We start from the raw sequence: 25,153 nt of genomic DNA, 5'->3' as shown, positions 1-25,153 counted from the left end.
TGGATGGGGTTCGTGCGGGAGCACGGGGAGGCGCTGGGGGGCGGCGCTCTCAGAGCGCGGTGCGGTCGCTGATCCACCAGGCGGCGGTGGATCCTGGAAGCACGCCGATGGGGCAGGGCCCGCTGGAGAGAAGTGGGGAGCCGGAGACCGGGGCCGGTACGGGGGCAGTGCCGAAGTTCACGGCGCAGACGAGCCCGTCGCCCCGGACGAAGGCCAGCACATCGGGCCGGGTCTCCAGCCAGCGCAGTGTGCCTTCGCCCAACTGGGGGAGCCCGGAGCGCAGTTGCAGGCCGTCGCGGTAGAGGTGCCAGAAGGAACGGGTGTCGGCCAGCGCGCGGTCGGTGGCGTGATCGGCGAACCAGCCGGGCTGCGGCAGCCAGGGCTTGGCCCCGTCGGCCCCGGAGGTGAATCCGAACGGGGACGCGTGTCCTGACCAGGGCAGCGGGACCCGGCAGCCGTCACGTATCCGGGCCCGGCTGCCGGTGCGCCGGAAGATGGGGTCGGTGACCACGTCGTCGGGAAGGTCGACGACCTCCGGCAGCCCCAGCTCCTCGCCCTGGTAGATATAGGCCCCACCGGGCAGGGCCAGCATCAGAAGGGCGGCGGCCCGGGCGCGTGCGGCGCCCAGCCCGCTCTTCTCGGTGCCGCACTCCCCGTAACGGGTGACCGTCCGGACCTGGTCGTGGTTGTTGAGGACCCAGGTGACGGTGGAGCCGGTGCCCGCGATGTCCTGCATGGCCTCCGAGATGACCTTGCGGAAGGCGTCGGCGTCCCAGGGCGCGCTGAGCAGGTCGAAGAAGAATGCCTGGTGCAGTTCGTCCGGGCGTACGTACCGGGCGTGTTCGCGCGCGGTGGGCACGGAGACCTCGCCGACCAGCAGCCGTTCACGGCCGTCGCGGGCGGTGTACTCCTCGCAGACCGACCGCCAGTGCCGCCACACGTCGTGCACCTCGGGCTGGTTCCACGCCAGTGGGTTCACCGAGTCACGCGTGCGGGCGTCGGCCTCGGGATCGGGGGAGTCGGGCAGGTCCGGGTGTTTGAAGAGGCCGGCCGCCACGTCGATACGGAACCCGTCGACACCGCGGTCGAGCCAGAAGCGCAGCGCTTCGTCGAAGTAGCCGCTCACCTCGGGGCTGCGCCAGTTCAGATCGGGCTGCTCCGGCGTGAACATGTGCAGGTACCACTGGCCCGGGGAGCCGTCCGCCTCCGTGACCCGGGTCCACGCGGGGCCCCCGAACATCGCGTGCCAGTTGTTGGGCGGCTCCTCACCGCCGGGCCCCCTGCCGTCGGCGAAGTGGAACCGGGCGCGGCCCGCACTCCCGGGCGCGGAGGCGAGCGCCTCGGTGAACCACGGGTGCTCGCTGGAGCAGTGGTTGGGGACGATGTCGAGCAGCACCTTCACACCGAGCCGGTGTGCGTCGCCGACCAGCAGACCGAACTCGGAGAGGTCGCCGAAGACGGGGTCGACGTCACAGTAGTCGGCCACGTCGTAGCCGTGGTCGTGCTGGGGAGACGGGTAGAAGGGGCTCAGCCAGATGCCGTCGACACCGAGCTTCTTGAGGTAGGGCAACCCGGCACGGACGCCGGCCAGATCGCCGATTCCGTCTCCCGTGCTGTCCAGGAAGCTGCGCACATAGACCTGATAGATCACCGCGTCGCGCCACCAGGGACGTGCCGCGGAGAGTATGGGGCCGTCGCCGACCGGAGCTGGAAGCTTCACCCGTTGACCTTGTTTCTGCGCGAAGGACTTCCGCAGTTGACCCTGCGGGTTATGCATACATGTTAGGTAGAGGTTTCAAGACGGTGTCAACGATCGGACCGAAACGCAAAGGAAGTTGGGCTCTTTGTCCCTGTTTGGGGACTGAGAGGGGCTGATAAAAGGCGTCGGTCTGATACCTAACGGATAACTAGGACTGGCAAGTAACTAAGAGGCGAGGGGATCAGCCGCGGCGCGCGATGGCCGCCAGCTCGACGGCCAGCCGGCGTACGGCGGCCTCCGGCGTCTGATGCTGCGCCATCGCGTCGTTCACCACGGCCTGCACGGCGAGGCTCACCTGTTCGTACCGCGGGCTCTTGGGCCGGGGCGCGGCGGCCAGCACGCTCGCGCGCAGCGCCGGCAGATACGTGAACCGCCGTACGAGCTGCGGGTCCTGATAGACCGACGCCCTGACCGGCGGCAGCGCGCCCTCGGTCAGCACTCTGCGCTGCACCCGGTCGCTGGTGAGATAGGCGATCAGATCCCTGGCCGACGCGGGATACCGGGCATGCGTACCGACCGCGAGATTCGACCCCCCGAGAACGCTTGTGCCCGAGCCGTCGCTGCCCGGCAGCGGTACGGCACCGAACTTCCCGGCGATCTTCGAGCCCTCGCCGGACGCGCCCGCGAAGGCGTACGGCCAGTTGCGCAGAAAGAGCAGCTTGCCGTTCTGGAAAGCCTGGCGGGACTCCTCCTCCTTGTACGTCAGCGCGGCCTTCGGGATCCAGCCGTCACGCACCCCGCGGGCCAGGAGGCCGATACCGGTACGGGCCGCGGCCGAGTCCACCGTCACCCGCTCGCCCTCGTCCCCGAGGATCGAGCCGCCGGCCGAATAGACCATCTCGGCGGCGTTGACGGTCAGGCCCTCGTACGGCAGGAACTGCCCCGCGTAGCCGTCGACACCGTACTTCGGGGCGATCGTCCTCGCCTGGCGCTCCAGCTCGGACCAGGTGCGCGGGGGCCGCTCACCCTCCCGGTCCAGCAGATCCTTGCGGTAGTAGAGCATCCCGGCGTTGGTCACGTACGGGACGGCGTACAGCTTCCCCGCGTAGGTCGCGGTCTCCACCACCGGCGGAAGGAAGGACTTCAGCGGAAACCTGCCGGGCTCCAGCGGCGCGATCCAGCCGGCCTCGGCGAACTCCGAGGTCCAGGCGACATCGATGTTGAGGATGTCGTAGCGCCCGGCGCCGGAGCGCAGCTCCGTGATCATCTGTGCCCGGGCCTCGTCGGCGGAGTCCGGGAGTTCGACAAGTGTGACCTTCTCCCGTGGATGGCCGCGGTTCCAGTCGTCGAGCAACGGCCCCAGGTAGTTGGTGAGGTCCCCGGCCGTGGCCAGCGTCATCGGCCCGCGTGCACCGTCCCGTACCCCGCCGGCCGCCTCGCCGCCGCGAACACCGGCGCCGGCGTAACCGGTCAGAACCATGGCGACGGTCAAGAGCGCCCTACCGGCGGCACGCATCCACCGCATGGGTTCCTCCCTGTGCAAGGCCTCCAGGCATCGTCGTCCGGGGTTCCTGCATGTATACCCGTTAGGCATGAGCGATACTAGGCCCGGTCAGACGACGAGGGCGATCCGGGCCCACCGGCCGAGCGGCGACGAATCCGCTCGACGCGGGGCCCGACACCAGGGAGGAGGGAGCGCGCATGCGCATGCCTCTCCTGGCGCTGTTGTCCAGAGGGCCGGCCCACGGATACGAACTCAAACAGGACCTTGAGCAACTGCTGGGCGCAGCGTACCCTCAGCTGAACGTCGGCCAGATCTACGTCACCCTGAGCCGGCTGGAGAAGTCGGGGCTGATCGCGGGCGAGGAGATCGCCCAGTCAAGCCGGCCCAACAAGAAGATCTACCGACTGACGGACGCCGGAACCGAAGCGCTGAGCGTCTGGTTCGAGGAGACGGCGGACGAGCCCCGGCTCCGGGACGACTTCTTCATGAAACTCGCCCTCGCCTCGCACACCGGGCTGGCCGACCAGATCGGCCTGATCAACAAGCAGCGACGCGAATACCTCAACATCATGCGTGGTCTGTCGAAGCTGTCGATCACCGAGAACCGCGACAACCGCATCGCCCAACTGCTGATCGAGGGAGCCATGCTGCATCTCCAGGCCGATCTCGACTGGCTGGAGCGCTGCCAGGAAGAGCTGGAGGGCCCGCGATGAGCCGGCCGGCCGACACCGCCCAGGTCGCGCTGCGCGCCGAGGCCCTGACCAAGACCCACCAGGGAGAAGGCGGCCCCGCCCACGCGGTCCGCGGAGTGGATCTGACCGTGCGCCGTGGGGAGTTCGTCGCCATCAGCGGGCCCTCGGGCGCCGGCAAGTCCACCCTGCTGCACCTTCTCGGCGGCCTCCAGCGCCCCGACAGCGGCAGCGTCTGGCTCGACGGCGAGTGCACCGACTCCTACAACGAAGCGCGCTGGGCCGTCGAGCGCCGCCGCAGCATCGGCATCGTCTTCCAGTTCTTCAACCTCGTCTCGAACCTGACGGTCGCCGACAACATCGAGCTGCCCGCACTGCTGACCGGCACCCCCTGGAAGAAGGCCCGCGCGAAACGCGAGGAACTGCTGTCCGAACTGGGCCTGGAAGGCAAAGCGCGCAGTATGCCGGGCGAGCTGTCCGGCGGGGAACAGCAGCGGGTGGCCCTGGCCCGCGCACTCGTGAACCACCCGCGGCTGCTGCTCGCCGATGAGCCCACCGGCAGTCTGGACAGCAAAGGCACCCGCGAAGTGCTGCGGCTGCTCTCCCGCTTCCACCAGCGCGGCCAGACGATCCTCCTGGTCACACACGACGCCCGGCTCGCCAGCACCGCCGACCGCGTCATCAGCTTCTTCGACGGCCGGATATCCGACGACGCCGAACTGGGCGACACACCCGCACGGCGCGCCGGCCTGTCCGGCGTCCTCGAACTGAAGGACTGACCGTGCGGGCAACCCTTCGCTGGGCGCACACCGATCTGCGCACCCATCGCGGCGAAGCACTGTTCATCGTGTCGGCCACCACCGGAATCGTCATCGCCCTGCTGCTCGCCGCCGCCCTGTTCGGTTACGCCACCAACCCCTGGCAGCGGATCTTCACCCAGTCCCAGGGCGCCCATGTCTGGATCCGTACCGGACCCGCCGCCGACCCCGGCCGGCTCGCCTCCCTGGACGGCGTCGAAGCCTTGTCCGGCCCCTTCCGCACCGCGTCCGCCACCGTCGAATCCCACGGCGCCCGAGCCGGTGTGGAAATGCGCGGCGCCGACGAGACCCCACCCGTCAACGGACGGCCGCTCATCACCTCCGGCCAGTGGCTCACCTCCGGCAGCCCGGACGGTGTGGTCCTGGAGAGCAGCCTGGCCCGCGCCCTGTGGGCCGAACCGGGTGACACCCTGACCGTTCCCGGCAGCGGCAGGACCCTGACCGTCCGTGGTGTCGCCGACAGTCCGGAACCCCGCTACCGGCCCGGCGAGCGAAAGGGCACCGTATGGGCGCTGCCCTCCGCCGTCGAGAGCGCGGGCGGCACCTGGTCGGGGCAGATCACCGGACTGCTGCTGACAGAGCCCGACGACACCGACTACGCGATCCAGCGCGCCGTCACCGAACTCGGCGCGGGAACCGTGACCGACGTCTCCAACTGGCAACAGGCGCGCGCCGAGGCACAGGGCGACACCCGGCTGCTCGGGCAAGTGCTCGCGCTGTTCGGACTCGGCGCACTGGTCGCCGCCGCACTGGCCGTCTTCGGGGCCATCAGCACACGGGTACGCGGACACCTGCGGGACATCTCCGTACTGAAGGCGATCGGATTCACCCCCGGGCAGGTCACCCGGGTCTTCCTGGCACAACACGTCGCCCTCGCCCTGCTGGGCGCGCTCATCGCGACCGTGCTGACCGAGACGCTCGTCGGCCGGATCCCCGGCAGGCTCGGCGAGGCGGTCGACGTCTGGCAGCGGCTGCCCGGCCACTCCACCACACTGCTCGCCGTGCCGGTCGGCGCCGTCCTCTTCATCGGAGCCGCCACGTGCCTCGCCGCCTGGCGGGCGGGACGGGTGCCGCCCGTGCCCGCGCTTCCGCCGACGGCGGCACCCTCCGGCCGGCTCTCCAGAACAGCGGGGAGAGGACTGGCACTTGGTGTGCCGGCGGCCCTGGTCCTCGGCTGGCACCGGGCTCTCGTACGCGGCCACAGGACACCGGCGACGGTCGTCCGGCTGGCACTGCCACTGCTGCTGATCACCGTGGCTCTCAGCGCCTGGACCACCGTCGGCCGCTTCGAAAGCAGGCCCGCGCAGATGGGAATGGCGGCCGCTCTCACCGCACGCGCCGACCAGGGACTGAGCGACCGCGAGGCGCGCTCGATACTCGAAGCGGGCGAGCAGGTCGTGGCGGCGCACCCGGGCGTCGAGGTGGCGGCGCTCGTACCGGGACAGACAGGGACCATCGCACTGCGCGGCCTCGGCACCCGGGACGAGCCCTACCCCTTCACGGTCGCCGAGGGCAGACCTGCCGACGGGCCGGACGAAGCCGTCGCGGGCCAGGGGCTGCTCGACCTTCTCGATGTGAGCATCGGTGACTGGGTGCGGATGACCGTCGGCGGACGACCGCAGATCCTGCACATCGTGGGCCGCAGCATCGAGCCCGAGAACAGCGGCCGGGTGATCTCCACCTCGCTCGACACCCTCCGCCAGAACGATCCCGGCCTGAGCCCCACGCTCTACCAACTCCGGCTGCGCGCCGGAGCCGACCCCGAGGAGGTCCGTACGGCTCTGACGGATGCCTCCCGGGGGCGCCTCGACATCCGCGAGGTCACGAGCCCGGGCGACAGACTCTCCCCGATGCCGGGCGTCGTCGTGGGCGTGGTCGCCGTGCTCGCGCTCATCGGTCTCATCGAACTGTTGACGGCGATCGGCGGCAGCGTACGGGCTGGGGAGCGAGATCTGCTCGCGCTCAAGGCGATCGGATTCTCCCCTGGGCAGATCACCGCGGTCACGGTGACGGCCATCGGCTCCACGGCCCTGCTCGCGGCGGTGGCCGGCACGGCGCTCGGGGTGCCCCTCGCCCACTGGCTGATCGACGCCGAGGCACACTCCAGCGGGATGGGCGCGGGAGTCGCCCAGGCGCCCCCGCTGCTCCATCTCGTACTGCTCGCCACCGCCGCGGTAGCGGGCGCTGTCTCCCTGGCTCTCCTTCCCGCCACCCGGGCGGCCCGCCGCCGACTGGCGGACACGATCGGCGTCGTCGGCTAGGAGTTGTCTTCTCAATGTCACGCCCGCTTCAGGAGCTACCAGAATCCACCACACAAGATCATTTGAAGACACCACCCGGCCAGACCTGGCTGGCGCCTGTCGACGGCGAGCCCGCCGTTCAGGATCACCATGCTGAGGTCGCGAAGGCCGCCGATGTCCGCGGTGGGATCGGCGTTCGGTACGAGCGGGTCGGCGCGCTTGCCGGGGGCCAGCGTGCCGAGGTCGGGGCGCACGCACTGTCGCGCCGCGCCGCTGGTACCTGCGGCCGGCACCTGGGTGGGCGTCAACCCGGCCGTCACCATGAGTTCGGCCTGGCTCACGGCGGGCCAGGCGGGACTTTCACAACACGCCCCGGACGTGGTGTGAAAGCGGCGCCGCCGGCCGGCCTAGGTGAACCGGGTGCGACTGCCCGTGGGCGCGGGAGGGGCCACGACCAGGGTCGTCGTCACACCGGTCTGCCGAAGGGCCGCGACGATGGCGGCGCTGGCATGCGAGTCGGTGACGATGGTGCGGACGGAGCCGAGGTCGGCGACCTTCGCTTGATGCACTCGGCCCAGTTTCGAGCTGTCGGCGACGACGATCGCGTGGTCGGCCTGCTCCAGCATGACCCGGTCGACCTCGGCGCCCCGGTAACTGTGCCGTGTGAGCCCGGCCTTGGGGCTGATGCCGTCCACGCCGACGACCGCGAAGTCGAAGCGGTAGGAGCGCAGCGACTTCTCCGCCTCCTTTCCCACGAGATCGTTCGACAGCGGTCTGGCGGTTCCGCCGGTGACGACGACCTGGACCACCTGCCGGGTCATCAACTGGGCAGCTGTGTCAAGCCCGTTCGTCACGACCTTCAGGTCCGCGCGGCCGACGAGAGTTCTCGCGACGAACCCCACCGTGCTGCCGCCGCTCAGGGCCATGGTGAGCGGACGGTACGGAATCAGGGACGAGACCAGGGCACCGATACGGCGTTTGGCCTCGGTGTTCTGGGAGCGCCGCAGGCTCACCGGAAGTTCGGCCCCGGGCCGGGCTGCCATGATCTTTCCGTAGGAGCGGCGGATGAGCCCCTGTCCCTCCATCCCGGCCAGATCCCGCCGTACCGTGGCCCCCGAAGTGCCGAGGATGTCCTGGAGGGTGCGTACCTGCAATTCTCCGCGTTGCGCAAGGAGCGTCAAAATCCGGGAGATGCGTTCGTCCCGTGTCCTGTCATTCACCGGCGGCCCTGCCGAATCCATGCACAGGAATGTCGGCGAACTCCTGGGTGATATCCCGTAGAGGCGCTCTGCCGGGGAACATGTCCGAAAGTCTCGGGCGCGAGTACTCGTTATCCGATTTCATGGAATTTCCCGTGAGGCCGTTCCGATGGGGGTTCCGTGATGGAGCGATAGATGTACGGGGCGACAGTGCCGGGCGGTTGGTGCGCGAAAGGCGCTGGACTCCTTACCTCAGGCTCGGCCGTCGCCGCTCACCGGCCGGCAGATCGTGCGGCCGGGTCGGCTCCCACCCGTCGTACGCCGGCAGGATCCCTCTCGCATTGCCCGGAAAGAAGCGCCAGAGGCGTTAGCTTTCAAGGCAACTATAATGCAACCTTGTTGCATTATTCGCGCCTGCGGGTGAAGTGATCATTTGGCGTGAGCGTTTCGGAGGTCCCCGGGTGCCAATGGCACCTGAGAGGTCGATTCCGCCCGAAGGGGAGAGAAGTGCGCCTCGGCTGTGAGCCCGCTGTGCCCGCTGTGTCCCGGCAGGGCGAACCGGGCAGCGGCAGAGGGCCGGCTCCGGACTGACGCGGTAAGTGCGGGAACATCCGGCGTCACTTTGGTTCCATCGAAAATACCCATGCACATCACCCGAACACACGCCACTGACAACGCCCCTCGCGCTCTTGTCGCCACGGAGGGGGACCGCCGCGGAACGCGGCGCGAACGCTCACCATTCATGAGCGCTTTTATTGTTCTGGAGCGCGTGGCGTCCCGTGAGTGGTCCGTCCGCGCGGCCGTGGGACTCAGGTGGAAATCCCGGTCGGCGGGAGACGGGGGAAAGGGGCTCCCACGGGCGGAGAAGGGCGGCGCACGCCATTTTCCCGAGGGGCCGGCCCGGTGTGTGCCCGGTGCCGGAACGGGCGCGCGCTCTGCCCTGTTTCAGCCGGTAGGGCGCCAAGCGCTCCCGGGTGTCCGGACCATGGCGGACCATCTGCCGGGAGGGGGACGGATGTTGTTTCGGGGATGGCCCTCATGCCACGCTGCGAGCGGCACGCGACGCACACGGCGATACGGCGTCCGCGACGCGAAGTGCCTTGACCGAGGCCGTCCGTGTCGGGCGGTACCTCGCTTCACACCGCTGCCCACGAAAGAGGACTCGTGTCTCACTGGCTTGCTTCCAGGATGCCAAGGCGCCGGTCGGTCGTCGACGGTGGGAAAGCGGTGTCCGATCTCGGCCTCAGACTCTGGGAAGACGAACTCGGTCCCGTCATGGCCTACGCGCGGATGTGTACGCGCAGCCGCGCCGCGGGGGCCGAACTCGCCGCGCAGGCCGTCGATTGCGGTCGTGCGCGGACGTCGCCGCGATCCGCTTCCTGGGCCGACGAACTCCCCAGCGTTCCGCGCGCCCTGCGCTGGGTTCTCGACACCGCGGTCGTGTGGAGCACATCGGACGCGCGGCGCGAGCACCTCGCGCCCGCGCTGTTGCGGTGGCTGGAGGACAGCAGCGCCCAGGAGGGCCGTCGGCGGCTCGCCTTCAACGAGGATTCGCTCGCTCTGCGCGGCCTGAGAGCACTTGCCCCGTCCGACGGGGAGTTGTTCTGGTGGAGCCGTGTGGAGGCGGTGCCGGTGCCGGAACTCGCACGGCGGCTCGGGCGCTCCGCCCAGGACGTATCGGCGGAGGTCGACCGTGTGTCGGCGGAGTTCCGGGAACGGTGCTGGAGCACGCACCGCCTCGAACTCGCCGATTCCACGTGCCGTTCGTACGCCGGCATGCTGGATGCCATGGCCCGGGAGAGCGCCCCGTCGCCCCCTTCGGACCTGCCGGAGCACCTCGGCTCCTGCGAGAGATGCGCGGAAGCCCTCACGTGCCTGAATGCCAGGAACCCGTCCCTCCCCACGGTTCTGGCCGAGGCCGCCCTGCGGTGGCGTGGCCCCGCCTATGTCGCACGGAGGCGGAAGCATCCGGTGGTGGCCGCGTCCGCCGCACCCGAGGACAGGACCCGCCCGCTGCCCTCTCCCCGGGCGAATGGCGGCGGGCTGCGCACCGGGCGCCGGCTGTCCGCCCTGGTGGGAACCGTCAGCGGCGTCGCGCTGATCCTGATGGCGGCTTACGCACTGCGTGACGACCCGGCGGCCGAAGGCGGGCCGCCGTCCGCTGCGTCGCCGCCCCAGCGGCAGTGGACGATTCCGCCGCCGCCCGCGGAGGACCCGGAAGACGCGCGTACCAGCTCTCCCCCGGCGAGCACGTCCGAGCGCCCGTCCCTGTCCCCGAGCAGCTCCGGCCCGTCGTCGTCCGCAGGGCAGGAGAAGCAGAAGCCACCGGTCGAGAAGCCCCCCGCGTCGAGCGACGGCGCCGACTGCACCGTACGCTTCGCGGCGCGGAACACCTGGCCGGACGGAGTGCAGGCGGACCTGGTGTTGCGACCGGGCCGGGCCGTCCCCGAGGGCTGGGCGGTGACGTTCGACATCGCACCGGGCGCACGCGTCGGCCGGCTGTGGCACGGCCGTTACACCACCGAGGGCCGCCGGGTGTCGGTCGGCGCGGCCGACTACAACCGGACCTTCTCCGCGGGAGCGACCATGACCGTCGGCCTGGTGCTGAACGGTTACCCCGAGGGCGCGTGGGTCTCGGACGTCCGGGTGAACGGGCAGTCCTGTCGGGCGACGGCGTAACACCGCACCGGGCCGCACCGGGCCGGGGCAGGGAGGGGTGGTGCCCGCCCCGGACCGGCGCGGCGGCCTTCCCGCCGCGCGGGCCGTCTCAGCCGGTGGTCATGGAGGCTTCCTCGATCTTGACCGCGTCGATCGTCTCGCCTGCCGGAGGGGACGGAGGTACCGTGAACGGCTTCCCGAAGTCGGACAGGAGCAGCGTCATCTTCGCCTTCCGCGAGTCAGCCTTCACTATGTAGGGTCGGCCCTCGGTGGCGACGTACGCCGTCCACTTGCCGTCCTTCGCCGAGTCGATGTGCACGGGCACGGCTTTCACGCCCTCAACAGTGGTCACGGCGCCCTTGGTCAGCTTCTGTCCGTCACCGGAGAGCTTCGCGAACCCGTCCGCCGACCCGAGTTCGCAGTACGCCGAGACGAGCGCCAGCGAGAAGGACTTCTCCGCGGTGCCGTGCATGTACTTTCCCCTGGCCTCGGGGAACTTGGTGAGAACGCCCTTGACGGCCGGGTCGTTCCAGTACGCGTCCTCCGGCTTGAACCAGACCTTGTCGCCCTTCCTGATGAGGCGGCTGGTGAAGCCCTCAGTGGTGACCGTGCCAGCGCAGTTGCCCGTCTTGTCCATCGTCAGGTCGATGGAACTCGTGCTGGAATCCGCCGTGGAGACGCGCAGCGTGCTGGCCGACGTGATCGCTTCCGTGCCCTTCGCCAGGATGTCCCGGGCCGGAAGCCCCTCCACTCCCGAGGGTGCTTTCCGGCCGGCGGAAGAGGATTCCGTGTCCCCCGGGCCGGACTTCTGACGGTCCTGCTCCTTCACGGTGCTCCCGCTCCCGCCGCCGGACTTCTGGCCGTCGCCGTTCCCGTCGCCGCAACCGGTGACGCCCAGCACGACGCCTGCGCATACCGCGGCCGTCAGTATGGTGTGTTTCCTTGTCATCACGTACTCCTTCAGGGATGTGCGGTGTTTCAACACGGAGGCCGACAGCGGCCGGCCTCCGACTCCGTCCGGGCGGCGGTCCGAGCCGCGCCCGAGGTCTGGTGCGCACGGTGTCCGGGGCCGTCGCCCTCAGGACCGGTATGGCGAGTACCGGGCCCGGGTGCCCGGCTTCCCGCGAAAAGCGCACCGGAGCACGGACGTTCGCTCGCCACATCGAACATACGTACTGCTTCACATCACACCACACGCCACTGACACCGCAGGGTCCGTGCCGTGGCGTCCGCCCGTGTATCGGCAGGTGGCCGGCCGTCAGACGGCCGTCGGCGTCGCCGGGACCGAGGCGTCCTCGGCCCCCCACAGCGCGGGGGATCGGGCCGGAGACGGCCGCTCCCGGGGTGATGCCGGGCCGCGTTGCCCGGGTATGACCGGTTCCACGATCCGCCGTCACACACTGCTCAGCCGTCCTGCGCGTTGTGTCGGTGTGGAGCTCACGTTCCGGCCCGCGCGCCACGGGTGGAGCGGCGTTCGACGACGTCACGCGAACCGCGCGCGGTGCCCGAGCACTTCAGGTGGTCGACTCGGCGCCGACGCCTTCTTCTCTCCGGCCCGTACGGCTCTCCGTACGCTCCCGGTGGGAGAACACGGCCTCCACGGCCCCGTGAACGCGGCCCGGCGCGCCCGCGCGGGGCGGCTGCCACGCGGCACGACGCGACGGGCCGCCGTGCTTTACCCCACGTACCGGGAGAGAGCAATGCCCCTGTGCACAAGGGCCGTTGCCTCACCCGAACGGTGGTGGAGCACCCCACCGGTGTGGCACCGTGGTCGTGTGCTTGGACCGCCTTCCCCCGTGGCGGTCCAAGCCTCCTCCCCCCCCCCACAGCGGACGTGACACGCTTGAGTGCCCCTGGCGTACCCGGCACAGGTTGATGTGCGGCGGGGGAGAGGCGCACGAACGTCTCCGTCTCCCCGGTCCTGTCCGGCCGGGTGTTCCGGCGCGCGCGACGCGGCGGGGGCTCCTCGACGAACGCCGACAGTCCCAGGAGATCCGACGTGCCGCACCCCGCGCGCCACCTGCCCCTCTCTCCCGACCGGTCACCGGCTGCACCCGATCCGTCCCTCAGGGGCGCGGCCGGGTTGAGCGATCGCGAGCTGGTACGGATAACCCTCCGCGCCTCCGGCGGGGCGGAGGCCGCCGCCCGGGAGCTCTCCGATCGTCACCGTGGCGCGGCGACCGGCTACGCGGCGCAGTGCACCACCACTCCGACCGCCGCGGCCCTGCTGGTCACCTCCGCGGAGTTCACGGCGGCGCGGTCCTTCCTCGTCGACGGCGCTTCCACGGCCTGGCGGCCCTATCTGCTGAACACGCTCGTGCGCACGGCCGCCGAGTGGGCCACAGACGACAAACAGCACCATCTCGCGCCCGGTCTGTGCTCCTGGCTGGCGGAGTCCGGCGGGGTGGCCGGGGCTCCGGTCCAGGGGGACGACACCACCGGTGCCGTCCTGCTCGGCCAGGCGTTCCACCAGCTCCCGGAGCGCCTTCAGGCCGTTCTCTGGCACAGGCTCGTGGACCAGGAGGACATCGCGCAGGTCGCACGGTGCACCGGCACCGGCCAGGACTCTGTCCGTATCTGGGCCGGCACGGTGGAGGACAAGTTCCTCACGCTGTACGGCCGGCTGTACGAGGAGACGGCGGCGGCGCGGTGTCGTCCCTTCAGCCGTCTGGTACTCACCACGGCACGGATCGGTCTCCCCCGGGCGCTCGGCAGCGGCGGCGCGAGCGGGCTCAAAGGGCACTTGGCCGCGTGCGGGAACTGCGACCGGGTGTTCCGTAATCTGTCGCGGCCGCACGGGCACGAGTGGGGACCGCTGCTGGCGGAGAGCCTGCTGCCGTGGGGCGGGGGAGACTACCGCGCGGCCTGTGCGGCGGTCCATGCGGGGGAGCCGCCCGAAGAAGCGCAGGCCGGGGGCCTGCCCCCGGCGCCGTCCCTCCGGCCGCGGATTCTTCGGCCGCGGGCTCTTCGGACGCGATCCGGCCGCGCCCTCGTCGCGATCGCCGTCGCCGGAATCGCGCTCGGTGTGGTGCTTCTCGGCACGGGAGACTCCGACCCGGCCGGCGATCCGCCGGCCACACTGCGGGACTCCCACGACAGCTCCCACACGTGGAGCGGAAGCACCGCCCCGAAGGAGGAGGGCCCGTCCCTCTCGGTGTCACCTTCCGCGTCGAAGTTGTCGAAGTCGTCGAAGCCGGGCTCGAAGCCGGGCTCGAAGCCGCCGGCCGACCCGCCCTCGGCGTCGAAGAGCCCGCCGCCGCCCAAGCCCGGGAATCTCGCGGGTGCCCGGCTGCGCTGGGACTTCGAGAACGCCGGTGAACGTCCCGAGGACACCTCGGCGGCCAGGCGGCCGGGCAGCTACCACGGCCGGGTGGAGTGGAGTGATGACCGGGACGGCTCGGTGTGGTTCAACGGCGCGAGCTACGTGGAGACTTCGCGTGCCGTGGTCGACACGACCCGCGGTTTCACCGTCTCGGCGTGGGCGCGGCTGACGTCGAGCGAGGAGTTCTACACCGTCGCCGCACAGGACGGCGGCGACATCAGCGGGTTCTTCCTCCAGTACGCCCAGGACGACAACCGCTGGCGGCTCGTCATGGGGCATGCCGATTCCACGGAGGCGGGGGAGGACGAGGCCGAATCGGCCGGCCCACCGGCCATGGACACGTGGCAGCACCTCACGGGGGTGTTCGACGCGGAGAAGCGGCAGATCCTGCTGTATGTCGACGGCCGCCTCCAGAGCACCGCCGCGCACCACTCCACCTGGGAAGCGAACGGCCCCTTCACCGTCGGACGCGGCCTGTGGGAAGGGGAAAAGGCCGACCGTTACAAGGGCTATGTGGACGACGTCCGCGCCTATCAGCGGGCCATGAGCGCCTCGGAGATCGCGGCCCTGGCCGCCGTCGGCCCCAACGGCTGACCCGCCGCCGCGCCCGAAACGCTCACCGCCACTGAGCGTTTCGGACAAAAGTGCTACCGGCCAGTAGTAAGAATGTCGCCGGGCATTCACCATGAGACGCGAGCATGACAACTCGTTCGTCCGGTCACTGTCCACGAGCCGTTGGCAGCTTCCCCCACCTTCAGGAGAGCCCCGATGCACGCACGCGCCACCCTCCCGCGTACCGCTGCGGCACTCGCCGCCACCTTCGTCCTCGTCGCGGTCCCCGTCACCTCCGCCACCGCCGCGGAGACGGCCCCGGCGCCCCGCACCAGCGCCGCCGCCGCGGCCGTCGACTACACCGTCTGGCAGCGGGACGTCGCCGCCGTCGTCGCCGAGGCGCGCCCCTGGATCGAGGCCCGCACCGCGAGCGCCGGCACCGAGAAGCAGGCGATCGTCCTGGACATCGACAACACCGCGCTGGAGACGCACTTCCACCCGTTCTGGCAGCTGCCCACCCCCGCCGTCTCGGACGTCCGGGAGCTGGCCCGCTACGCCGACTCCCGCGGTGTGGCCGTCTTCTTCGTCACCGCACGTCCCGGCATCATCCAGTCCCTGACGGACTGGAACCTGAAGGAAGCCGGCTACCCCGTCGACGGCCTGTACGTACGCGACCTGCCCGACCTCTTCGAAGAGGTCAGCGCCTACAAGACGGAGAAGCGAGCCGAGATCGAGGCGAAGGGCTACACGATCATCGCCAACATCGGGAACAACACCACCGACATCGTCGGCGGCCACGCCGAACGCACCTTCAAGCTCCCGGACTACGACGGCCAGCTCTCGTAATGCCCTGAGCAGGGAGCGCGCCGAGGACGTCCCGCGACCGCGCGATCGGCCACCGCGCGGTCGCGGGTCCACGTCCCGGCCGGCGTCACCCCGGGTTCTCCTCCAGGACATCGGTGAGATCGAGGAGGAGTTCGGACGCCGCGAGGGGGTCGAGCCGGCCGAAGCGGACCTCGCCCCGATGGTTCGGATAGTCGTTCCAGCGCGTGTCGATCCAGACGGCCGTCAGGAGAACGGGGGCCGCGTAGTCCACGTCATTGATGTTGAAGCCTTCCTCGGGAGCCACGCTCACCACCTGCTCGGGACCGCACACCTTGTAGACACCGGCGAAGCACCCCGCGTCCAGGACGTCCATGCGCCGCCAGCCGCGCTCGGTGAGACCGAGGAGCGCGCCGGTGACGGCCCTGGCCCGCTCGAAGCGCGGCAGGCTGGACCCTTCGGCTTCCTCCGGGGTGAGGCTGAGGACCGGGCGGGCGAGCTGGCGGAACGGCTGGAGGATCTCGTAGTCCGCGAAGACCTCCCGCCAGGCCGCGAGGGCGTCACCGAGACGCAGCGGGTGCGGGATCCGCACGGTCGCGTCGTCGGACAGGACGAACGTGTCGTCGGCGCGGTCGGCGAGGGTGCCGTCCTCGGCGACCCGGAAGGTGTGTTCGCCGGTCTCGTGGACACTCGACCACACCAGACGGCGGGCCAGATGACGCATCAGCGGGTGGCTCGCGAACAGGTCGCGGAACTCGGCCGCCGTCCACGTACCGCCCAGGACCATGGCGGTCTCCAGGCGCCGGATCCGGTCCGCCGCGACGGTGCGTACGTCCTTCTTCAGTGCGCTGAAGCGCTTGCGCTCGGCGGTCGCGAGGTCGGTGTCGTCCGCGGCACCGGGCTTGGGCAGGTCCTTGCGCCGCTTACCGGCCCCGTCCAGGACATACGGCCGCAGGAGTTCGTCGAAGCCGACGGTGAAACGGCGCGTACCGTAGTCGATGACGGTGCTCCCGTCGGGTCCGAGGCCCAGATCGGGCACGAGCCGGTCGGCCAGCTGGTCGGCCGTCAGGCCCAGCCCCTCGGCCACCTCGCCGATCTTCTCGCGCGCGCGGTCCTTCAGCCCGGTGAACTTCACCCGCTGCGCGATCCCGTGCAGATGCGTCAGGGCCACATCGCCGCCGATCTCGGCCAGCACGTCCAGCCCGTCCACCGCCCGGCGGTGCGCCGACTCACCCGGCCAGGCCCGGATCACGGGGGTCAGCCGGCGTACCGTCTCGTCGTCACCGAGCCGGCCCAGCACCATCAGCGCCCAGCTCTGCTTGGCCGGCATGTGGGCCTGGCGCCAGCGCTGGAACACACTCCACGCGAACTCGGAGAGCGAGGCGGGCTCGCAGGTCTCCTCGACCACGTCCAGCCCCGGATAGTGCACCTCCGGCTTGGACAGGGCGAGCATGGTGATCACGTGCCGCGTCGCCTCGGCGGGCAGCGCGCCCCCGGCCCGGACCGTGATCTGCGGCAGAAGCCCGGGGTCGGCCCAGTCCGGTAGCCGCGGCATGGTCCGGGGCAGCGTGTCCACGAGCGGGTCGGCGTTGTCCAGCAACCGGCCGATCGCGGCGGCGGCCTCCGGCCCGTGGCCGACGGCGGCCTCGCGCACCACGGTTCCGCCGTGCCGGCCGGCGATGTGCAGAAGAGCCGACTCGGCCGCCCGCCGTGCCGGACCGGCCGGACCGACCGCGTCCGGCACGAGGAGTTCCGCCGCTCGCGGTCCGTGCCTGTCGAGCCATGAAAGCGCCATGGCGGCCGACGTCTTGAGCCGCGTCAGCCAGTCGGCCATCATCCGGGCGATGCCGGCGCTGAGGAAGGGCAGGAGCAGAGGCCCGGCGTTCCGCGGCTCACGGGCGGCCAGCCGGACCAGGAACGTGTATGCCTTGAGGCCGTACGCGGCGGTGAACGGCCGCAGCACTCCCTCCTCGTCGTAGAAGCCGGAGGGGGCCCAGTCGTCGAGCAGCGGCAGGATCTTGTCGTCCGGCTGCTCCATGTACCAGCCGGCCGTCCGCACCTCCCGGGACATCCGGCCCGCGCGCAGTTCACCGGCCTCGTACGTCGCGTCCCAGGGCCAGGGGACCCATGGCGAAGGTGTCGCGGCCCACTCCTCGCGTTCGCCGGGCAGCCACGCCTCGACGGGTTCCTCGGGTACGGCCAGGCCCGTGACGGTCAACGGCCGGACGGTCCTGCGGGGCCGGGTCCAGGGCGGGCTCGTCAGCAGGCCGGGCAGGTCGGCGGCGTCGGCGTCCGGCAGCCGGCCGGAGTCGTCGAGGACAGCCCGGACGGCCTCACCGGCCACCGCGTCGAGGGCGGGCAGGTGCTCGGCGGTCAGCTCCGGATGAGCCCCGACGTGCGAGACGAGCAGGGACTGGACGGCGGAGTCCGGTCCCTCCACGGCCGCCGCGCGGGCCAGCACCCGCAGGGCGCGTACGGGATAGCGCTCCATGGCCTTGACGACGTAGGGCCGTATGTCCTTGTGGCCCGCGTGTGCCACGAAGTACGACAACGCCCGGTCGGTGGGAACTTCGAGCAGCGCGCGGCGCAGTTCGGTGGGCTTGCGGTACGAGGTACGCGACTGGGGCCACACTTCCAGCCCACGGATGATCAGCGCGTCGACAGCGACCCCCGCGCCTTCGGCCGCTGTCGCGAACTCCGCGGGACTCGCGGGCTCCTGGTCGTGCTCGGTCAGCGTCGCGACCTGCTCGGCCGTGTGCGGCAGGCAGCGCAACAACGATCGCAGACTGTGGTGGCCCGCCAGGGGCGCGGCGTTGGCGGCGCAGTCGGCGAAGCACTCGGCGACCCAGTCGCTCTCGGTCGGGACGAGGTAGGCCACCACGACCCGGCGGGTGAAGTCGTCGCGATGGCCGGACAGCCGCGCGACGGCCTCCTCGTACGTCCGGTCGTCGCAGTCCGCGAGCAGCCCGCGGACCCGGTCGAACGCTTCCCGCAGTCCGCCGTGAAGCGGCCTCCTGGTTCCGGCGACGGCGGCGACGGAAGGGTGGATCGGCCCTGCCAGGGCGGAGGCGGCGTTCCCTCGGTCCGTCAGTTCATGGCACTCGGGAGAGGAGTTCACACCCCAGAACAGAGCGAAGGACCGCTCCCACAACTGGTCGCGCAGGCGCACCAGACGAGGGTCCGCCTGGTGCACCCAGGCGACCTCAAGACCCAGCAGATGCATGACCCCGGACGCCGCGAAGGGCAGTCCGTGAGCGGCGGCCCACGCGTCGACGACCGAGGGCAGGCCGACGTCGACGGTGGTCGCCATGGTGCCGATGACGGCGGCACCGAACGGGTCGGGCACACCGGCGAGATGGGCCAGCGCCGCCTCGGTCAGCGCCGGGTCCGTCCGTTCGCTGAAGGTCGCGGGAGTCCAGTGTTCACGGTCGCGCAGCACTGTCAGCGTACGGGTGTGCTGTTCCGGATCAGGCGCGGACGGCGGACGGCGGACACCGCCGCGCCGGGGGTACAGCGTGTTCCGCCACGCCGTGGGAAGCCGGAACGTCTCCTCGTCCGGGCGCCGTTGTGGCGCGGGCGCAGGCGGGGGCGCGCCACCGGCCGGCTCCGTGGCGGCCGGGGCGCCGGTGACCTGGGCCCCGGTGACCTGGGCCCCGGTGACCTTGGCCCCGGTGACCTGGGCCCCGGTGACCTGGGCCCCGGCGGTCGCCTCCTGGTAGCCCTTGCGTTCCTTCTGCGTGATCGTTCCGGCCAGGTACGACTGCGCCGCCGCGGCGTCGGCGAACTCCTTCGCCTGCTCCTGGCCCCGGGTCCCCGTGCGCCCATAGCGGATCGTCACCACGGTGCCCGAGACCTCCGCTTCCCAGAACTTCGAAGAGGTCCCCTGGTCGAACTCCCAACGGCGCATGGCGCGGACCGTCCTTTCCCTTGTACGTGTGATGACGTGCGGGCCGGTCAGGGCCCTGATGCCGCCGTTCCGGCGGAGGCGGCCCCGTGGAGCGAGGCCGCTGTGAGGAGGAAGAGATGGGCGTCCGTCCAGTACGGGACGGACGCTTCGGGCTCGCCCCGGGCGAGGGCCCCGGCGACGGCGCCCACCCGGGCCGCGGCCTCGCCGAGACCGGTGCGCGCCAGGGCCGCCGCGACGTCCTCCAGCCGGCGCAGGCCCGGTCCGTCCAGATGGCGCAGGCCCCGGTGGGCGGTCTCGTCAAGGGCGTCGACGGCGTCGTCCAGCGCGGCGGTGAGCGGGTCGGCGACGGCCGGGACGGCCGGTGGCGGGCCCGCGTGGCCGCTCGGCGGGGCCAGGTCGAGCACGGTCACGCCGGTCCGGGTCAGGACGGCGACCGGGTCCAGCAGCAGACCGCCGGACGCGGTGCCCGTCACGAAGGCGCTCACATGGCGGGGCCCGTCCCGCGTCACGTCACCGAGCGCGGCGGCCAGTGCGTCCAGCCCGCCGGGGCCGTACGGGTTGTACGGCGCGGCGAGCACGGCCGGGTGTCCGTACGCGTCACGGACCACCGCGGTCAGGCTCTGCTCGGCGGGGTCGTAGCCGAGATCCTCCACGGCGTGCACGGCGAGGACGCGGATGTCGTCGGCGGCGACCCGGGGCCGGATCAGGCGCGGCGGGAGGTCGCTCAGCCGTCGCGCGCACGCGGCGAAATCGCGGACCAGCAGCGATTCCGGCAGCTCGGTCCAGGACGTGCCGAGCGGCGAACACCCGGCGGCGACCTGGCGCGAGGCGCCGAGCACCAGGGCGTGTCCCGCGGTGCGTACGGCGGTCTCGGTGACCACCTGCGAGCGGGAGAGCCGGCCGAGAGTGGTCCCGGCGATCCGGCGGGACGCGAGGACGGCGCCGTCCGGGCCGACGGACCGGCCGTCACCCGGGGCGGTGGACCCGGGCAGCTCCCAGCGGTGGCGCAGCACCAGTGCGAGGCCCGTGTCGCCGTGCCCGAAGTACACCTCGGCGGTGCGGGAGGTCCGGTCGCCGGAGATCCGGCAGCCGAGGGAGGTGAGGCGCGCCAGACGCATCGCGGCGCGACCGGGGCCGCCGTCGCCGTGACGGCCGGTGCGGTGCCGGGCGTGGAGTTCGGTGAGGAGTGCGGCGAGCCGTCCGTGATGGTGGTGGGCGGCGCGCGAGGCGTAGGCGTCGAGCTGGCCGGACAGCTCGCCGACGGCGTCGGCGGTCCAGTGCAGGCCGTGTCCCGCGAGTTCGTCCCGCAGGCTCCGCAGGGCGGCGCCGAGGGCCGGTCCGGCGTGGGCGGCACCGTCCAGCAGCAGCCGGCCGGCGAGTTCGGCGGTTGCCTCGGCGGCCTCCCCGGCGTTCCGTCCGCTCGGTGCGGCGGCGCCGACGCGGACCTCGGCCGGCGGGGCTTGGGCATCCACGGCCAGCGCCGCACGGAACGCCCAGACGGCGAGGGCCACGGCTTCGCCGCGCCGCTCGTCGCGGCTGTCGGTGAGAGCCCAGGCCAGGGCCCCGGGGACGGTGAACCGGACGGTGCTGGTGGGCAGTTCGGCGCGGGCCTCGTCACCCGCCCCGGTGGGGTGGACGAGCCGGGCGGTGTAGCCGCGTGCCCGGATACGGCGGGCCGCGGCGACGGAGCGCGCGCCGACCGCCGCGGTCAATTCTTCGTCGGTGACGCTCCCGGGCGACCAGGGGGCCGGGGGCCGCGGAGGGACGAGGACGGCCGTATCGCGCGGTGCCGTATCGCTTCGTGCCGTATCGCTTGGTGCCGTATCGCCCGGTGCCGTATCGCTCGGTGCGCTCTCGCCGTCCGGCCGGGGCCGCTGCCGCCGGTCCGGCGCCGGGGCACCGACGGGATCCCGGTGCCCCGCTCCATCGGCGGCCGGGGTGCCGGGGCGGCCGTGCCCCGGAGGCGCGGCGGACTCCTGGTAGGCCAGGACCAGGCCGACCAGATGGCGGCAGACCCCGGTGGCCGCGCAGGCGCAACTGCCCAGGTCCAGCCCGGCGCCCGGCGGCAGAGCCGCCTCGGTGCCGTCGGGGTAGCGGCCGGTGAGCGTACCGTCCGGGGCGAGGACGGCAGTGGCGCCGCCGCCCGCCGCGCGTTCCCTGGCGGCCCGCTTCACCAGGCCGCGGTTGGTGAGCGCGGCCAGCGTCTGCGAGGTCAGGGCGATCAGGTCGGCGCGGATCATCGGCCGAGCCTCTCTGCGACGAACTCGGCGAGCCGGCCGGGGGTCATCGCCCCCACGAACGCCCCGGCGTTCGCCAGGCGCTGGGCCGTCTCGCGGTCGTACGCAGGGTTCGCCTCCTCGTCGAGCGCGGCCAGGCCCAGCACGGTGGTGCCCTGTTCGGCCAGGCGCCGCACGGTGCGCACCAGCCGGTCGGCGTCGCCGCCCTCGTAGAAGTCGGTGACGAGCGCCACGATCGCGCGGCGCGGGGCGTCGATGAGCCCCTCGGCGTGGTCGACGGCGCGGGCGATGTCGGTTCCGCCGCCGAGCCGCACCCGCATGAGCAGTTCCACGGGGTCGGTGACATCGTCGGTCAGATCCACCACCGACGTGTCGAAGGCCACGAGATGCGTCCTCAGCCCGGGAAGTCCCCACAGGGCGGCCGCGGTGACGGCCGAGTGGATGACCGAGCCGGCCATGGAGCCGGACTGGTCGACGAGCAGGATGAGCTGCCAGCGTTCGAGGTGGGGCCTGGTCCGGGAGGTGAACCGCGGCTTCTGGATGATGAGCCGCCGCTCCTCGGGCTGGTAATGGGACAGATTCGCCCGGACCGTGGCGCGCAGGTCGAAGTCGCGGGCCCGGGGCAGGACGCTGGGCCGCCGTGAACGGGTGCCGTGGAAGGAACGGCGGATCTCGGGCGTCAGCTTGGCCAGCAGCTCCCGCACGACGGCGTCGACGATGCGCCGGGCCGCCCGCAGGACATCGGGGTTCATCAGGTGCTTGGTGCGCAGTACGGCGCGCAGCAGGGTGGGGTTGGGGGCGACGCGTTCCAGGACGCGCGGGTCGGTGACGATCTCGTGGATCTCGTACCGTTCGACCGCGTCGCGTTCCAGCCGTTCGACGGTCTCGCGGGGGAAGAGGCGGTGCACGTCCTCCAGCCAGTCGACGGCCGTCACGACGGACGGCCCGTGGCCGCCCTCCCGGGAGGAGCAGGGGGCGTCCGCGTGGTGCGGCGCGAAGCCCTGGCGTACGCCGCGGACCGCCTGTTCGGGGTCGCGTCCGTACAGCCAGTCCAGCGCGGCGTCCTGGGCGGCGGCCTCCGCGCCGAGCGCGCCGGTGCAGGCCTCGGCCGGACTGCCGAGAATCAGCCGCCAGCGTTCCAGTCCGGGGTCGGGCACGGTCATCGGGCCGCTCCCAGTCCGTGCCGGTCGAGCGTGCGCAGCACGTTCTCCTCCAACTGGCGTGCGTGGGCGAGCAGCAATGGGTCCCCCGTGGTCCGCAGCAGGGACCGGGCGGAGCCGCCCAGTCCGCGCCGGGCGAGGAGCCGGTCCGCGATGTGCCGGCGTTCCCGGGGCGGGAAGTAGGCGAACGCCTGCCGCAGAGCGGGCAGTCCCACGAGGAAGCCGGTCCCGCTCAGGCCGGTCACCAGCGTGTCGAGAGTGGCGAGCAGGCTCCGGGAGTCGTCACCGGGGGCGGTCAGTTCCGCGCGGGCCAGCGCGAACAGACCGGCCAGCCAGTCGCCGAGAACGGCGGGTTCCGACAGGGACACGACCGCCGCCGCCGGGTCGGCGCCGGTGCCCAGCGAGCGGCACAGGCCGAACGCGGCGCCCCGCAGGTCGGCGGGGGCCTCCCGGTCGCCGCTGACGCGCGCGCAGACGGCGAAGGCCGCGTCCCGGTCCAGGGTGAGCCGGTCGGCGGCATGCAGCAGGGCGTCACGGACGGCGGCCAGGGCGCGCAGCCGTCCCGGATCGGCGCCGGCCGCGCCCCGCACCCCTTCGGCCAGCCACAGCACCCGGTGCGCGGCGGTGTCCACGAAGCCCGCGAGCAGCGGGTCGCGGCCGACCCCGTACACCCGGTCGTGCCGCCACAGGCCGAGCGCGGTGTGCAGTGCCTCCCCGAGCGGCCCGGGGTCCACCGACCGGCCGGCCGCCGCGCGCAGTTCGGTGAGCAGGGGACCGAGCAGTCCGGTCACGCCGCAGACGACGGCGTCGAACAGGACGCCGGCCAGGGCGTCGGGCGCGGGGCCTTCGGCCCGCATCCGCTCGGCGAGGGCCGCGGCTGAGGCGTCCTCCAGGGTCCTGCCATGGCACCCCGCCTCGATGAGGGCGGCCTCCCGGCCGACGGCAGGGCCCGGTTCCCAGCGCTCGGTGTACTCCGGGTCGGTGCCGTGGCCGGGGCCGCGGGTACGGATGTATCCGGGGACGCCGAGGATCCGCAGCCGGTGCAGCAGCCTGCCGCGCTCACGGCCGGAGGGTTCGGTCAGCCGCAGGGTGACCGGGCCCGAGAAGTCCAGGCCGAGCGCGGCGAGCCGTTCGGTGACGTCCCGTACCAGCGGGGGCAGCGGGGTGTCGGGGTGCAGGCGGCCGGTGCGGTCGCCGCGACCGGCGGCGATCAGTTCGGCGAGCACCGGATGGGTGCCGGCACGGAGCCGGCCGTGCCGGGTCCACGGCAGTGGTTCGTCGACGGCCTCGTCGAGCAGGGCTCCGGCCAGGCCGTCGAAGAGATCGAGCCGGGCGGGGCAGGTGTGGCCGCGCAGCGCGGCGAGTCCTCCGGCGGCGGCCCGCGCCCCGATCAGCGCGGCGGTGGATACGGGCACACCGCGGGCGCGGAGCCGTCCGGTGACCGCCCGTACCAGGGCCTCACCCGCGGCGAGCGGACCGTTCTCCCACAGGTCCTGGTGGTAGCCGGGCGAGGGCATGCCGGACTGGTAGCCGGTGAACGCGTCGAGCCGGTGGAAGGAGTAGGGGACGAGATGGCTGCCGGCCACGGCGTCGGCGGGCGGCCGGGGCACCTCCGGCAGGCCCTCCTTCCGGTCGGGTGTCCCGGCCAGGGGCCCCTCGACGAGGGCGCGCAGCGCCGGCCGGTGGAACCCGCCGGTCACCACCAGCACGGGACGCCCGCCCGCTTCGGCGAGGGAGGCGCGGACCCAGCCGGCCATGTACTCCTCCCGCGCGCGGTCTCCCGGGTCGGCCCCTGCGTCCCCGCGCAGCACGTCGAAGTAGAGGGCGAGCCGTTCGGCGAGGGCGTCCCCGCCGTCCGGGTCCGGAGACGTGTCCGGGTCCGGCGGGTCGGCCGGGTCCGGCGGGTCGGCCGCCTCGAACAGCCGGTCCCAGAGGGCGTCCGCGCAGTCCACCCCGAACCGGTCGCGGAGCCGGACGGTCGCCCATACGTAACGGGCCTCAGCGTCCGCGTACCGGTTGGAGCGTCCCTCGAACGCCGGGTGCCAGGCCGGCAGGTCGATGAAGCGGACCTGAGCCCCCGCCGCCCGGCCCTCGGTGAGCGCCACCCACTCCGGGGAGTACGCGCAGAACGGCGTCCACGACGTGGTGGTACGCGCCGCGTCCCGGTAGTGGCTGAACACGGCGACGGGCAGTTCGTGGCCCAGCAGCAGTTCGTCGAGCCGGTCGTTCATGTCGGCGGGGCCCTCGATCAGTACGTGCGAGGGGCGGAGCGCCGCGATGGTCCGCGCGACGAGCCGCGCGCAGACGGGCGAGTGGTGGCGTACGCCGAGGAAGGTCGCCGGCATG

At 72.1% G+C, this 25,153-nt stretch carries 15 protein-coding genes; 6 read left to right on the top strand and 9 right to left on the bottom strand.

Annotation, left to right across the window (positions count from 1 at the left end):
- Nucleotides 1-49: 49 nt before the first annotated feature.
- Both ACZ7LS_RS21750 and ACZ7LS_RS21745 read right to left on the bottom strand, forming a co-directional pair.
- Nucleotides 50-1,777, bottom strand: coding sequence for a glycoside hydrolase family 13 protein (locus tag ACZ7LS_RS21750; protein ID WP_385130439.1), 1,728 nt, complete (start codon nucleotides 1,775-1,777; stop codon nucleotides 50-52).
- 163 nt (nucleotides 1,778-1,940) lie between these two features.
- Nucleotides 1,941-3,224 carry an ABC transporter substrate-binding protein gene (locus ACZ7LS_RS21745; protein ID WP_385130436.1) on the bottom strand — a complete coding sequence of 428 codons (1,284 nt, stop codon included), beginning with the start codon at nucleotides 3,222-3,224 and terminating at the stop codon, nucleotides 1,941-1,943.
- A 176-nt stretch (nucleotides 3,225-3,400) separates the two neighbouring features.
- On the opposite strand from ACZ7LS_RS21745, the gene ACZ7LS_RS21740 reads away from it, so the two are divergent.
- The 3 genes from ACZ7LS_RS21740 to ACZ7LS_RS21730 are packed head-to-tail and all read left to right on the top strand — an operon-like array spanning nucleotide 3,401 to nucleotide 6,971.
- Entirely contained in the window at nucleotides 3,401-3,916 is a 516-nt protein-coding gene (locus tag ACZ7LS_RS21740; RefSeq protein WP_382519633.1) for a PadR family transcriptional regulator, read from the top strand.
- On the top strand, nucleotides 3,913-4,671 hold the full coding sequence (locus tag ACZ7LS_RS21735; protein WP_382519631.1) for an ABC transporter ATP-binding protein: 759 nt from the start codon (nucleotides 3,913-3,915) through the stop codon (nucleotides 4,669-4,671). Before ACZ7LS_RS21740 ends, ACZ7LS_RS21735 begins: the two co-directional genes overlap by 4 nt.
- A gap of 2 nt (nucleotides 4,672-4,673) precedes the next feature.
- Entirely contained in the window at nucleotides 4,674-6,971 is a 2,298-nt protein-coding gene (locus ACZ7LS_RS21730; protein WP_385130431.1) for an ABC transporter permease, read from the top strand.
- 35 nt (nucleotides 6,972-7,006) lie between these two features.
- On the opposite strand, the gene ACZ7LS_RS21725 is transcribed toward ACZ7LS_RS21730, so the two are convergent.
- Together ACZ7LS_RS21725 and ACZ7LS_RS21720 are read right to left on the bottom strand one after the other, a co-directional pair.
- Complete coding sequence (locus tag ACZ7LS_RS21725) at nucleotides 7,007-7,291, bottom strand: hypothetical protein (protein ID WP_382519628.1); 285 nt, start codon at nucleotides 7,289-7,291, stop codon at nucleotides 7,007-7,009.
- A gap of 66 nt (nucleotides 7,292-7,357) precedes the next feature.
- Nucleotides 7,358-8,191: a DeoR/GlpR family DNA-binding transcription regulator gene (locus ACZ7LS_RS21720; protein ID WP_385130427.1), complete on the bottom strand. Its 834-nt coding sequence runs from the start codon at nucleotides 8,189-8,191 to the stop codon at nucleotides 7,358-7,360.
- Between the two features lie 1,185 nt (nucleotides 8,192-9,376).
- Between ACZ7LS_RS21720 and ACZ7LS_RS21715 the strand changes: the two genes are divergently transcribed.
- On the top strand, nucleotides 9,377-10,828 hold the full coding sequence (locus tag ACZ7LS_RS21715; RefSeq protein WP_385130424.1) for a cellulose binding domain-containing protein: 1,452 nt from the start codon (nucleotides 9,377-9,379) through the stop codon (nucleotides 10,826-10,828).
- 88 nt (nucleotides 10,829-10,916) lie between these two features.
- Here the strand turns inward: ACZ7LS_RS21715 and ACZ7LS_RS21710 are convergent, their stop codons facing one another.
- A complete protein-coding gene (locus ACZ7LS_RS21710; RefSeq protein WP_385130421.1) occupies nucleotides 10,917-11,756 on the bottom strand; it encodes a hypothetical protein in 840 nt (279 codons plus the stop codon).
- A 1,134-nt stretch (nucleotides 11,757-12,890) separates the two neighbouring features.
- Between ACZ7LS_RS21710 and ACZ7LS_RS21705 the strand changes: the two genes are divergently transcribed.
- Both ACZ7LS_RS21705 and ACZ7LS_RS21700 read left to right on the top strand, forming a co-directional pair.
- On the top strand, nucleotides 12,891-14,723 hold the full coding sequence (locus ACZ7LS_RS21705; protein WP_385130418.1) for a LamG-like jellyroll fold domain-containing protein: 1,833 nt from the start codon (nucleotides 12,891-12,893) through the stop codon (nucleotides 14,721-14,723).
- Nucleotides 14,724-14,897: 174 nt separating this feature from the next.
- Complete coding sequence (locus tag ACZ7LS_RS21700) at nucleotides 14,898-15,527, top strand: HAD family acid phosphatase (RefSeq protein WP_382519623.1); 630 nt, start codon at nucleotides 14,898-14,900, stop codon at nucleotides 15,525-15,527.
- An 85-nt stretch (nucleotides 15,528-15,612) separates the two neighbouring features.
- On the opposite strand, the gene ACZ7LS_RS21695 is transcribed toward ACZ7LS_RS21700, so the two are convergent.
- From ACZ7LS_RS21695 to ACZ7LS_RS21680, 4 genes are read right to left on the bottom strand one after another with little or no spacing between them, the layout of a single operon-like run.
- Nucleotides 15,613-19,410, bottom strand: a complete 3,798-nt coding sequence (locus ACZ7LS_RS21695) for a DUF4132 domain-containing protein (RefSeq protein WP_385130414.1) — start codon at nucleotides 19,408-19,410, stop codon at nucleotides 15,613-15,615.
- 47 nt (nucleotides 19,411-19,457) lie between these two features.
- Entirely contained in the window at nucleotides 19,458-21,650 is a 2,193-nt protein-coding gene (locus ACZ7LS_RS21690) for a hypothetical protein (RefSeq protein WP_385130412.1), read from the bottom strand.
- Nucleotides 21,647-22,810 carry a VWA domain-containing protein gene (locus ACZ7LS_RS21685; protein WP_382969597.1) on the bottom strand — a complete coding sequence of 388 codons (1,164 nt, stop codon included), beginning with the start codon at nucleotides 22,808-22,810 and terminating at the stop codon, nucleotides 21,647-21,649. Before ACZ7LS_RS21685 ends, ACZ7LS_RS21690 begins: the two co-directional genes overlap by 4 nt.
- Nucleotides 22,807-25,152, bottom strand: coding sequence for a DUF5682 family protein (locus ACZ7LS_RS21680; protein ID WP_385130409.1), 2,346 nt, complete (start codon nucleotides 25,150-25,152; stop codon nucleotides 22,807-22,809). Before ACZ7LS_RS21680 ends, ACZ7LS_RS21685 begins: the two co-directional genes overlap by 4 nt.
- Nucleotide 25,153: the final 1 nt, after the last annotated feature.

It is taken from the genome of Streptomyces sp. NPDC039430 (genome assembly GCF_055639435.1).
This window is presented reverse-complemented; position numbering and strand designations above follow the sequence as displayed.

What these genes read in the sequence shown, in the direction of transcription:
- ACZ7LS_RS21750 (WP_385130439.1), bottom strand. Translation starts at nt 1,777, where the DNA reads ATGCATAACCCGCAGGGTCAACTGCGGAAGTCCTTCGCGCAGAAACAA.
- ACZ7LS_RS21745 (WP_385130436.1), bottom strand. Translation starts at nt 3,224, where the DNA reads ATGCGGTGGATGCGTGCCGCCGGTAGGGCGCTCTTGACCGTCGCCATG.
- ACZ7LS_RS21740 (WP_382519633.1), top strand. Translation starts at nt 3,401, where the DNA reads ATGCGCATGCCTCTCCTGGCGCTGTTGTCCAGAGGGCCGGCCCACGGA.
- ACZ7LS_RS21735 (WP_382519631.1), top strand. Translation starts at nt 3,913, where the DNA reads ATGAGCCGGCCGGCCGACACCGCCCAGGTCGCGCTGCGCGCCGAGGCC.
- ACZ7LS_RS21720 (WP_385130427.1), bottom strand. Translation starts at nt 8,191, where the DNA reads ATGGATTCGGCAGGGCCGCCGGTGAATGACAGGACACGGGACGAACGC.
- ACZ7LS_RS21710 (WP_385130421.1), bottom strand. Translation starts at nt 11,756, where the DNA reads ATGACAAGGAAACACACCATACTGACGGCCGCGGTATGCGCAGGCGTC.
- ACZ7LS_RS21700 (WP_382519623.1), top strand. Translation starts at nt 14,898, where the DNA reads ATGCACGCACGCGCCACCCTCCCGCGTACCGCTGCGGCACTCGCCGCC.
- ACZ7LS_RS21695 (WP_385130414.1), bottom strand. Translation starts at nt 19,410, where the DNA reads ATGCGCCGTTGGGAGTTCGACCAGGGGACCTCTTCGAAGTTCTGGGAA.
- ACZ7LS_RS21690 (WP_385130412.1), bottom strand. Translation starts at nt 21,650, where the DNA reads ATGATCCGCGCCGACCTGATCGCCCTGACCTCGCAGACGCTGGCCGCG.
- ACZ7LS_RS21685 (WP_382969597.1), bottom strand. Translation starts at nt 22,810, where the DNA reads ATGACCGTGCCCGACCCCGGACTGGAACGCTGGCGGCTGATTCTCGGC.
- ACZ7LS_RS21680 (WP_385130409.1), bottom strand. Translation starts at nt 25,152, where the DNA reads ATGCCGGCGACCTTCCTCGGCGTACGCCACCACTCGCCCGTCTGCGCG.